Genomic DNA, 11,147 nt, shown 5'->3' on the forward strand with positions numbered 1-11,147 from the left:
AGTTCAAAAATAACAAGATGAGGAAACTGGTAATGGCCCTTGATGTTGCCGCCCCGCATAGGGGTCTTATAGATGAGGCAACGCGACTTTACCGTAAGGTCACGTGGCGTTTAATTCCCTTTTTGTTTGCCTGCTATGTGGCCGCGTATCTGGACCGGGTCAACGTAGGTTTTGCCAAATTACAGATGCTCACAGACCTGCAGTTCAGTGAAACTGTCTACGGCTTGGGTGCGGGGATATTCTTCCTCGGTTATTTTCTCTTCGAAGTCCCCAGCAATATTATTTTGCATAAGGTCGGGGCGCGCCTGTGGATTGCCAGGGTGATGTTTACCTGGGCCATCATCTCGGCGTGCATGATGTTCGTTAGCTCGCCGACGATGTTCTACGTAATGCGTTTTCTGTTGGGAGTTGCGGAGGCGGGGCTGTTTCCTGGAGTGATCCTGTACCTGACCTACTGGTATCCGGCAGCCCGTCGAGGTTCCATAATAGCAATGTTCATGACCGGTATCCCTATTGCAGGGTTGGTTGGTGGCCCTTTGTCCGGATGGATCATGCACAACCTGTCTGGGGTGCAAGGGCTGGCCGGTTGGCAGTGGATGTTCCTGATCGAAGCGTTGCCCTCATTCATCCTGGCGTTTTGTGTACTGGCTTTTCTCGATAACGGGATCGCCGAGGCGAAATGGCTGTCGGCTGACGAAAAGGCCTTGCTGATCCGCAATATCGAGGCCGATAACACAGGAGCCACGGAGCACCGCCTGCGTGACGGCTTCACCAGTCCGTGGGTGTGGCTGCTCAGCGTCATCTATCTGTTCTTCATCATGGGTTTGTATGGGGTTGGCTTCTGGCTGCCCACCCTGATCAAGGGGGCTGGCGTCACTGACACATTGACCATCGGTTTCCTCACGACCATCCCTTACGGTGCGGCGGCAATCGCAATGATTCTGGTCGGACGCATGTCGGACGCAGCTCGTGAACGGCGCTGGCATATCGTGGTGCCTGGCGTCATTGGCGCCATCGGCTGGCTGGTCAGTATCCAGTTCAGCACACATCTTGTGATCGCCGAGTTGGCCTTGACCGTTGCCACTATCGGCGTGCTGGTGACGATTGCGCAGTTCTGGTGCCTTCCGACCGCAGTCCTGGCAGGTGCGGCAGCAGCCACCGGTATTGCCGTGGTGAATTCCGTCGGCAACTTAGCAGGCTTTGTCAGCCCGTACCTCATTGGCTGGATTATCGATTCGACCCATTCAATCAGCCTGGGCGTTTACACCCTCGCCGCCTCTTTGCTGATCGGCAGTTTCCTCGTGCTGGCGATGCCCAAACGCCTTGTAAACCGCTGAATTCATCGCTCCAAAACCTTGTTGCAATGAGGAATAATCATGTCAAACGTGAAAGATCACGCAGTCTCGCTCGCGCTCGCCCCCGACAACCTAGGGCACCCGCGGATATCGCTTTATCAGCCAGAGCAGACAGGACTGGCTTTCCCTGCGCTACCCGAATTTTCCAACCATGGACAAGAGCGTGAATACCGTAAAGAGCACTTGGTTGCTGCGTGCCGCGTATTCGCCTTGCATGGTTTCGACTATGGTTTCGCCGGACACCTCACGGTTCGCGATCCAGAGCGTCCAGATCTGTATTGGACTAACCCCATGTGCGTACATTTCTCGCAGGTGAAGGTCTCGAATCTGATCCTCGTGGATCATAAAGGCGACGTCATTGAAGGTGATTACGCGGTCAATCGTGCGGGCTTCGTGCTGCATGCTGCGGTTCATGACGAGTATCCGGACATCATGGGCATGTGCCACGCACATACAACATATGGTACCGCATGGTGCGCCACTGGCCGTCCATTGGACATGATCAGCCAGGACGCCGCTGCGTTCTACAACAGTCATGCCGTCATTGGCGCTTCCGCCGGAGCGGTGGCGGTGGAGAAGGAAAGTGGTTCGTCCGTCGCCAGACAGATCGGCCGCAATCGTGGCGTACTGCACCAGAACCACGGCCTGCTCACCATCAGCCGCCACAGTATCGACGATGCCGCGTTCTGGTTCATCGCGCTGGAACGAGCTTGTAAGCAGCAACTGCTGGTAGAAGCAACGGGTATCAAGCCGCAACTGTTGTCGGAAAATACTGCTCAGTACAGTCGCGAGCATGTAGGTAGTGACTACATTGGCTGGTTGCATTTCCAGACTCTCTACAGCCACGTTGCAGCGACCCAGCCGGACATGTTCGACTGATCGATTGCAGCCCGCACTCGACCCTTAGTTATCCGGCTTGCCGGCAGTAGCTGCCTTTTTCGCTGACGCTTGTGAGCCGGACTGCTTCGGGAGGATGTGTCCAAAACATTTTCTTACTTAGGGAACATTGATCATCGGTTTGTTGGTTCTATCCAACATGACGGTCATGAGCTAGTTATCTTCCGATACCGTAATTTTGTACGTAAATTTTTCACGGATACTGCTAAATGGACATGCTGGACGCACTACTTATGTTGGTGAGCACAAGTGAGGTTGGTAGCCTTTTAGGTGCTGCACAACTGCAGTCGTTGGCGGCATCGACGGTGACGCTCGCCTTACAGCAGTCGGAAATTAGTGCCGGTGGGATGTTAATTCCTACAGTTTTCTTTAGTTGCACGGCGTTATGCGCCGAATGTAGACGGCAGTATCAGCGATACGCTGCTCTACCAAAAAGGCTGACGGTGGAATGTGACCATTTGTGCAGCTCTAAATTAGCGCCAGCCTTTGGCGCGTGGTGATAACAATGTCTAATGGAACCCTTACTTCAATCAACCCCGCGCAAAACGCTCACGCAGCCCTAAGCGAGTTTGCTAGAGAAGTTCATCAACAGGAATATGAGCCTTCGGTCTTCGATCATGGCTCCGATCGTATGGAGTTCGAGTCAATAGCCCCTAGTAAAAGAACGGCAGTGCTCGTCGCCGTAAAACTGAAAGAGTTGGCCTCCCATCAACTTTGGTTGAATACCAGCGCGCTTTTGGGGGAGGTTATTCCTAAGGGCGGTATTATTTTTATCGACCTGGATGGGGAGCAAAGCCCTTACCTGGTTAGCTATATTGAGGTCGATGTGTCGCCAGCAGACACGGTTTTCGGCAGGTTGAAAAATCCGAGCAGTCAGATCACCTTAACTGAACTGAATTGCTTTCATTGCGAAGTAGATCCCGTTATAGAAGGGCTGATCAAGCTTGCATTGCTCGCGTTGGAAAAGCCTGAAAAGCTCACGCCATTGTTCGCCCAGCATCTGGCTGCTGTGCTCCATGCTCACGTTTCGGGGCGTGATGAATTTTCTCCTAGGAGAATGATTTTGCCCGGTACACTCGCTCGGTGGCAGGAGCGACGAGCCAAGGAAATGATGAGTGCGCAGCTAGAAGGTGAAGTCTGTCTAGAGTCGGTGGCGAAGGCATGCAATTTGTCCATTGCCCACTTTTCTAGAGCCTTTGCGTCTACCGTCGGTACACCTCCACATCGATGGCTAGTTCAACGGCGAATTTATCATGCCTGTGACCTTTTGCATGGCTGCCACTCACTGACGCTTGCTGGCGTCGCCGGCCGCTGCGGCTTTGCTGATCAGAGTCATTTCACGCGAGTCTTCAAAAAAGTCATTGGTGTTTCGCCAGGTGTTTGGCGCCGGAAAGTTACTGCGCCTTGAGCGTCGATCTCAAGACGCGGATGTTGTAATCGTCAAACAATGAGTGAAATGTTCAAGATTCGAATTTGTGAATCGAGGTATTTTCATTCATGGATTAACACGCGCGATGGGATTCGCGTGACCAGTCGCCCTCGACGCCTGAGGTGTCCTAAATGCCTTCAATTATGTAAAGCTCACCAGCGATAGCTTCACTCGCAAAGAAATGCATGCGATGGCCAGAGACTTAACTGAAGTGATTGTTAAGTACGAAAGGTCGGACGCTTTTCGTGAGGTCTCTGGGTGATGGCTGAGGAGTTGCAGTTGGATAACTGGTATATAGCAGCGCGTCCATTCTGTGGCGACTAAATCATGCGGAATATTGGTAACTTGGGAAAGTTTTTAGAAGTGATAAGCGGAAATCCAAATTTTGGAACTGAATTTTCTAGTGCGTTGTCGGTTAAATGGTAAAGGCTTTAAATAATAGGGTTGTTATAACTTTGTCGTTTTTGCAAAATGCCTGGTTCGTATAATGAGACAGAGTAAGAAGTCTTGTTTGTTGTACTAGAGTTGTGGCGTTCTGAGACTGAATTCGCCTTAGCGAAACTTATAGAAGTGGTGTGAAGGAGATAAGTTATGAAAAGTAAGATTTTTTCCGTGCTCGCATTATCAGCAATTGGAATATACGTCTTAGGCCCTCTATCGCCGTTGCGTTTACACGCACAAGCGGCTTCGGTTGCCCAAGCGACATCCTCGTCCGTTGCTTCAGATGGTGCCGATCATATAGGTGCAGGTGCACTGGCTCGCAGTGGTGCAGAGCACGGCTCTGGACAAGTAGCCGCGGACGGTTCCGATCACGTCGGCGCCGGTGCATTGGCTCGCAGTGGTGCAGAGCACGGCTCTGGACAAGTAGCCGCGGATGGTTCCGATCACGTCGGCGCCGGTGCATTGGCTCGCAGTGGTGCAGAGCACGGCACTGGACAAGTAGCTGCGGACGGTTCCGATCATGTCGGCGCCGGTGCATTGGCTCGCAGTGGTGCAGAGCGCGGCACTGGACAAGTAGTCGCGGGCGGTTCCGATCACATCGGCGCCAATTCTATAGCGTCCGATAGTTCCGATCATGTGGGTGCCGGTGCAGTAGCGTCCGATGGTTCCGATCATGTGGGTGCCGGTGCAGTAGCGTCCGATGGTTCCGATCATGTGGGTGCCGGTGCAGTAACGTCCGATGGTTCCGATCATGTGGGTGCCGGTGCAGTAGCGTCCGATGGTTCCGATCATGTGGGGGCCGGTGCAGTAGCGTCCGATGGTTCCGATCATGTGGTTGCCGGTGCAGTAGCGTCCGATGGTTCCGATCATGTGGGTGCCGGTGCAGTAGCGTCCGATGGTTCCGACCATGTGGGTGCCGGTGCAGTAGCGTCCGATGGTTCCGACCATGTGGGTGCCGGTGCGGTAGCGTCCGATGGCTCCGATCATGTGGGTGCCGGTGGCTTGGCCTCTGACGGCTCTGATCACTTGGGTGCAAACCAAGTTGCCTCTCACGCAACCAAGATCAAGCTTGGTGGCATTGGTTCAGATGCAGTGGCCTCTGAGTAATTAATCCATTCTTGGGAGCGATGCAGTCGTTCCCAGGAACATGCATCTTTGAAGTCGGAACTCTCTTCCGATGTAGAGTGAAATTAAAAAAAGTTGAACCCGGGGGCTGCCAGGCCTTAGGTTCTTGTTTGATGCAAATTCGAAAATTGGCAACAGTTAAAGTAGTTATCTATCTGCGTTGCGGCTCTGCGCGCGTCTTTTGTGAGGTGTATATGGTTTTTATTTCTGCTGTGAACCCATTGAAGTCAAGCGTTTCACTACCCAAATTCTCACTAGCTGAAATTTTGCCATGGGCCATTTTTATTGGCTTGCTGCTCATGCTGGGAATTTACTTTGTGGGCGTGGAGCAAGGTGCGACCGCTATATTTAAAGGTGCTTACGTACACGAATTCGTGCACGACAGTCGCCACATGTTGGGTTTCCCCTGCCATTGATTTAAGGATGTTCTCATGATTGGTCGACTGCTCCTGGGGGGAATGTTTGCAGGCCTATTGGCAGGCATCCTGGCTTTTGGGGTCGCAAAGATATACGGAGAGCCTCCGCTCTCACGATCCATTGCGGTTGAGGAGAGTGCAGAGCATGGGCGTGGAGATGCGGTTCCTCTGCACGTGCATGGTGCTGCAGAGCCGGCTCATGTGCATGGAAAAAAAGACTCGTCGGATGAACCGGAATTGGTCAGTCGGCAGGTACAAAGCAGCTTTGGTCTATTTACTGGCATAGCGGTTTACAGCGTTTCCTTGGGCGGTATTTTTGCCTTGGTTTTTGCCTATTCGTTGGGTAGGTTCGGGCATATGAGGCCGCGCAGTTTGTCCGTGTTGTTGGCACTGGCGGCGTTTGTTGCGGTGATTTTAATTCCCGCATTGAAATACCCACCTAACCCACCCCCTGCGGGATTGTTGGAGACGATTGGAAAGCGTACGACACTATTTTTTCTCATGTTGCTCGTTTCTTTAACGGCAATGGTCATCGCGATGTCGGCGGGGAAAAAATTTGTGGTTCGTTTTGGTCGAGTCAATGGCTCAATTAGAGCCGCGATCTTGTATTTGATCATTGTCGCGTGCGCGGGCTATCTCTTTCCAAGTATTGACGAGGTTCCCGAAAGTTTCTCTACATCGTTACTAATAGAGTTTCGAGTGGCGTCAATGGCCGTGCAATTAGTGCTCTGGACTAGCTTGGGGCTTATTTTTGGTTGGTATGCTGATCGAGCGCTCAATTCATACAAGTAATTATTATTGATGATTTGATCAATCCATGTTGAGTAGTCCCCGTTCGCCGATTTTTTCAATCGACAAGTACAAATAACCCGCAAAGGAGCTAATGGTATGTTCTATAACTGGAGTGAGTTGCTGCCTAATATTCAAAAGGCATTCGGGGGTTTGAGTAAGAGCAACCCGAAGATGGTGAAGGCTTATATGGCCTTGGGTGAAGCCGCTGCCGAAAATAATGTATTGGACGTCAAGACGCGTGAACTAATTTCCATCGCGGTGGCGATCACAACCCGCTGTGATAGCTGCATTGGGGTTCATACCGATGCGGCCATCAAAGCAGGTGCAACTCGCGAGGAAATCGCTGCCACGCTGGCCACCGCAATTTCACTCAATGCCGGTGCTGCCTATATCTACTCGTTGCGCGCTTTGGAAGCACACGACGCGCTGAAAGTGTGATGCATTTGTCTTTACCTATTGCCGAGCAATCGGCGTAATTAGGTGCCTGATTGAACTGACGGCATGGTGTTCTACCCTTTTTCCTGAAAGGGGGAATCCGCGGCGATTAAGGTCGAGGCATTCTGATTCTTAAAGGCGGTGACGTGACCTGCCTGCTAATGCACGTCCTCGATTTCTCGACTATTGAGCAGCAGGCCGGTGACGTACTCTGGTAGCGGGTGTTTGTCTGCCGTATCGAATACCGGGGTTTCCGAGATCATTTCACTGAACACCAAGTTGGTGCGGGGAACTCGCCGTTTAAAGGTAACGCTTCCGCTGGAGTAATTATCTTCGGCGCCGGTAGTAACCCTGTTCCGGAATGCCCTTTGCCACTGTTGAGTTTCAAATCGAGAAAGGCATGGGCATCGACACCTAAGCCAACAGTGCCTGCGGTAAACCAGACTCAAACGAGGTAAAAAAACCTGAGCCAATTCTTGGGTGTAGCTCTTGCCTGAGGAGGGGAAGCTGATCGGTAGGCATTGTTGGGGTAAATGTTCGACTGAGCACCTCAAGCTTTGAACATTCCAGAAGCTCTTGTGAATCTTGAAAAGCCTCGGATGCCAATGTTGTTCCACCGGAGCCAATCAGCAGCAAAAGCGGTAAGTAAATGGAGCAAGATTCCAACACTGTTTTTCATCCTGAAACCACATCGGCGCCTTTGGATGCACGCAGCATAGGTGAACTTCCCTGCGCGCTTAGAGGGATAACTAGCGTTAACCGTCGACTCCCGCATGAATAGAGGAATCGTTGAGAATTACACAGAGCGGAGATTGAACGATCGTGCGTATTTTTTGAACATCTGCGCGAAACACTTTAATTAGAGCTGCAGATGAGTCGATCTTGTTGCGTATCTGGCTGTTCATATTAAAAGCGTGGGCCTACGATTGAACTCCGAACTCTTTTCCCTTTCGCAGTACCTAGTTGTTGGAGTATCCGCATGCCTCATGAAGGCAGTCTTTTGCAAGCCGCTGTCGTGTTTCTGCTCGCGGCCGTGCTCACAGTCCCCCTGGCAAAGCGCATGCAACTGGGTGCGGTGCTGGGGTATCTGCTGGCTGGGGTAATCATTGGCCCCTCCGTGCTGAGCCTGATCGGCAACCCGGAGAGCGTGGCCCACATCTCGGAACTTGGCGTGGTGTTGTTGTTGTTCATCATTGGTCTTGAGTTGTCGCCTCGACGCTTGTGGGTGATGCGCAAATCAGTTTTTGGAGTCGGCCTGGCGCAGGTGCTGCTAACGGGAACGGTGCTGGGCATGCTGGCACTGTTTGTGTTCGGGCAGCCGTTGAACAGATCGATCGTGCTGGGCCTCGGCCTAGCCCTGTCGTCCACCGCGTTTGGTCTGCAAAACCTGGCCGAGCGCAAGGAGCTGACCAGTCCCCATGGGCGACTGGCTTTTGCGATCTTACTGTTCCAAGACATCGCCGCGATTCCACTGATTGCCATCGTGCCAATGTTGTCGGGTGGCGATCAGAACGTCAGCGCGGCCCAGGATGTGAGCTACAGTTTGCGCGCACTGGTAAGCATCGCGATCGTGGTGATTGGAGGTCGCTATTTGCTGCGCCCGGTGTTCCGCGTGGTGGCCAAGACCAAACTGCCGGAGGTATCTACCGCTACAGCACTGCTGGTAGTGATGGGTACAGCATGGCTGATGGATCTGGCGGGCATTTCGATGGCCCTCGGCGCATTCCTTGCCGGCCTGCTGCTGGCGGACTCCGAATACCGGCATGAGCTGGAATCGCAGATTGAACCGTTCAAGGGGCTGTTGCTTGGACTTTTTTTCATGAGTGTCGGCATGGGCGCTAATCTGAGCCTGCTACTGCATGAGCCTGTTGCGGTGCTGGGGTTTACCGTGCTGCTGATCGCCGTCAAGATGCCACTGCTGTTTATGTTGGGACGAATGGCCGGGGGCTTGAAAAAGGTCTGTGCCATTCGCCTAGGTCTTGTGCTGGCAGCCGGGGGTGAGTTTGCCTTTGTGGTGTTCAAGATTGGCCGTGATCACGGAATGTTCGATTTGCGCCTTTACGACCTATTGGTGTTGGCAATTACCCTGTCCATGTCCCTCACGCCATTGTTGCTTCTGGTGAGCACATGGTTGGTGAGATCCAAGGTGCAACCGGTAGTAGTGCTGCAGACATACCGAGAGATAGATGCTGACGAACCCCGTGTGGTGATTGCAGGAATGGGGCGTATGGGGCAGGTTGTTGCCCGCATTCTGCGCGCCCAGAAAATCCAGTTTGTTGCGCTTGATACGTCGGTGGAAACCATCGAATTATCGCGCAGTTTTAGCGGAGTACCGGTGTTCTATGGCGACCCGATGCGACAGGAAATTCTTAGCGCAGCCAAGGTCGAGCAAGCCGAGTTTTTCGTGATTGCCACCGATGACGCAGACGCCAACATCAAGACTGCCGAACTTGTGCACAAGCTCTACCCGCATATTAAAATCATTGCCCGCGCCCGTAATCGTCAGCATGTGCATCGGCTGATGGACATCGGTGCTCATGCGGTGCGGGAAACCTATCATTCAAGTCTGGAAATGAGCCGGCATACACTAATCGCGCTGGGCTTGACTCAAACTCAGGCTGACGCGAGGATCCATCGTTTCACGCTTCACGACGAACAGCTGCTCAAGGCCCAGCATGCGGTCTACGATGACGCGACGAAGGTGATGCAGACGGCGCAGGAAGCGCGCGCGGATCTGGCGCGGCTGTTTGAGTTGGATGAGGCTCAAGAACACACTGCCGGAAAGTAAGATGGCAGATCCATGGCGAAAGCCGTGTTCCCATCTGCAATGCACTGCTGGTGGGTGAGGCGAGTGTTCGATCGTCCTCAATGCGACACACCCGTCAAGCTATCTCGGCAGCCTCATCCTTTACGGTACTGCCGCGCACCGGTCACTCGATACTAACTGATTGAGTGATTCTGCTGGCCGACAGGGCGCAGGTGCTCGACCGGCGCCTCTAAGGCGACTTGAAGCCGACGTACCTGTCTTGGATCATCACCTGTCGGAACAACGCTCAAACAATGTCTGAGCAACGATTCTGCGTCATTGGTGTTCGAATCGAATTTAATCATGTGTGCGACGCTCCCTGTGTGAAGCGAGGTGCCGCATGTCGTGAACCCAACCGCGCAGAAAAGGCGCCAAGTGCTTGCGTAGCTACCCTGCGGCAAACGCGTGGACAGGGCGTTTGCGGCTTCGAATCTCGCATGCCAGGGTTGTGGGATGTGCTGGTCGAGCACAATCACGAAAGGATAGCCATCGGTACCCGTAAACTGAATTTCGGGCACGCTTTCGCGAAGTTTATCCAATCGACATCGAGCAATCTTCACCGCGAGAATCTTCCCGATCTTGGTGATCGATTTCATCGAGGATGGCCAGATACGGTTTCGCCTGCTCGTTGCCAGGACACAGGCCCTTTAGATCCACAACGCTTTCCTACGTGTGCGTTCTCTCTGCCGAAGGGCTTTTAAATCAGTGCTCATTGGTGATTCCCTAACGCGCAGTTGAAATTTACTTTCCCATCGATAAAACGACTCGACCCTTGCGATGCCAGCTTAAATGAAGTGCTTCAATACAGTCGACGCCCCGGTCATTGTCTGCGCAATGATTCAGCAATGTGTTGATGAAGCAGATGAGCCATCAGGTTGCTGATCAGAGACTTGTTTTCATGAGTACCAACATTTTGGGAAACCTCCTTCGAAAGTCGATTTTTTAACCACTTATCATTTTCCGCGTGGGCTTCTGGTACACAAGTCGTGACGCCAAAGTTTGCTCGTACGCAATCAAACGATAGGTGACCAGGTGAAGAAGGGAGGTTTCAAAAGTGCAGGTCAATGGCTCATTGAGCAGGTGCTAAAGGCCGCCATACGATGAACCTTCAGACTGCTTTTCGGCAGTGGTGGGGATGACCATCAGCGGGCTGGTGGTACGAAGGAATCGCCAGCTATAGGGCTAGCATGCGCCAGATCGATATTGATTAGGGGCTTAGGAATTTCATCCATCGATCAACTCCAAGCAGGCTCTAGAGTGCCCGATGGAGTTTGCGGTCATCATCAGGCGCAGGCAGCGCGGGGGCACTACGAGAGTGAGTTCCCACGTCTGCTCAGCGGGTGGAAGCGAGCGGCAGATGCGCCGCTCGATGGCGTTTCCGCGTGGAAAAGATGAGTCCCTATACCCCGCTAGTTCAATAACCCAAGGCCTCATCGGTGCTGGTGCCGTCT

9 protein-coding genes and 1 pseudogene are annotated in these 11,147 nt (G+C 52.9%); 7 read left to right on the forward strand and 3 right to left on the reverse strand.

From position 1 onward, the window contains the following. Window positions 1-32: 32 nt before the first annotated feature. From ACM6IQ_RS12930 to ACM6IQ_RS12940, 3 genes are all read left to right on the forward strand, one after another. Window positions 33-1,337 carry an MFS transporter gene (locus ACM6IQ_RS12930; RefSeq protein WP_414878992.1) on the forward strand — a complete coding sequence of 435 codons (1,305 nt, stop codon included), beginning with the start codon at window positions 33-35 and terminating at the stop codon, window positions 1,335-1,337. A 39-nt stretch (window positions 1,338-1,376) separates the two neighbouring features. Beyond that, window positions 1,377-2,234: a class II aldolase/adducin family protein gene (locus ACM6IQ_RS12935; RefSeq protein ID WP_414878968.1), complete on the forward strand. Its 858-nt coding sequence runs from the start codon at window positions 1,377-1,379 to the stop codon at window positions 2,232-2,234. Window positions 2,235-2,757: 523 nt separating this feature from the next. Continuing rightward, window positions 2,758-3,660: a helix-turn-helix domain-containing protein gene (locus ACM6IQ_RS12940; protein WP_414878969.1), complete on the forward strand. Its 903-nt coding sequence runs from the start codon at window positions 2,758-2,760 to the stop codon at window positions 3,658-3,660. Between the two features lie 741 nt (window positions 3,661-4,401). Here the strand turns inward: ACM6IQ_RS12940 and ACM6IQ_RS12945 are convergent. Further along, a complete protein-coding gene (locus ACM6IQ_RS12945; RefSeq protein WP_414878970.1) occupies window positions 4,402-5,163 on the reverse strand; it encodes a hypothetical protein in 762 nt (253 codons plus the stop codon). A gap of 197 nt (window positions 5,164-5,360) precedes the next feature. On the opposite strand from ACM6IQ_RS12945, the gene ACM6IQ_RS12950 reads away from it, so the two are divergent. From ACM6IQ_RS12950 to ACM6IQ_RS12960, 3 genes are all read left to right on the forward strand, one after another. After that, entirely contained in the window at window positions 5,361-5,663 is a 303-nt protein-coding gene (locus ACM6IQ_RS12950) for a CbtB domain-containing protein (protein WP_414878971.1), read from the forward strand. A gap of 15 nt (window positions 5,664-5,678) precedes the next feature. Further along, complete coding sequence (locus tag ACM6IQ_RS12955; protein WP_414878972.1) at window positions 5,679-6,455, forward strand: CbtA family protein; 777 nt, start codon at window positions 5,679-5,681, stop codon at window positions 6,453-6,455. 96 nt (window positions 6,456-6,551) lie between these two features. Continuing rightward, window positions 6,552-6,893, forward strand: coding sequence for a carboxymuconolactone decarboxylase family protein (locus ACM6IQ_RS12960; protein ID WP_414878973.1), 342 nt, complete (start codon window positions 6,552-6,554; stop codon window positions 6,891-6,893). A gap of 155 nt (window positions 6,894-7,048) precedes the next feature. Here the strand turns inward: ACM6IQ_RS12960 and ACM6IQ_RS12965 are convergent. Then, a pseudogene (locus ACM6IQ_RS12965) lies at window positions 7,049-7,278 on the reverse strand (OprD family outer membrane porin). A gap of 591 nt (window positions 7,279-7,869) precedes the next feature. Between ACM6IQ_RS12965 and ACM6IQ_RS12970 the strand changes: the two are divergent. Beyond that, entirely contained in the window at window positions 7,870-9,678 is a 1,809-nt protein-coding gene (locus ACM6IQ_RS12970) for a monovalent cation:proton antiporter-2 (CPA2) family protein (RefSeq protein WP_414878974.1), read from the forward strand. Window positions 9,679-9,830: 152 nt separating this feature from the next. On the opposite strand, the gene ACM6IQ_RS12975 is transcribed toward ACM6IQ_RS12970, so the two are convergent. Continuing rightward, window positions 9,831-10,292 carry a hypothetical protein gene (locus ACM6IQ_RS12975; RefSeq protein WP_414878975.1) on the reverse strand — a complete coding sequence of 154 codons (462 nt, stop codon included), beginning with the start codon at window positions 10,290-10,292 and terminating at the stop codon, window positions 9,831-9,833. Window positions 10,293-11,147 lie beyond the last annotated feature (855 nt).

Source organism: Pseudomonas sp. IT-P100, assembly GCF_949767185.1.
GTDB lineage: Bacteria > Pseudomonadota > Gammaproteobacteria > Pseudomonadales > Pseudomonadaceae > Aquipseudomonas > Aquipseudomonas fluorescens_B.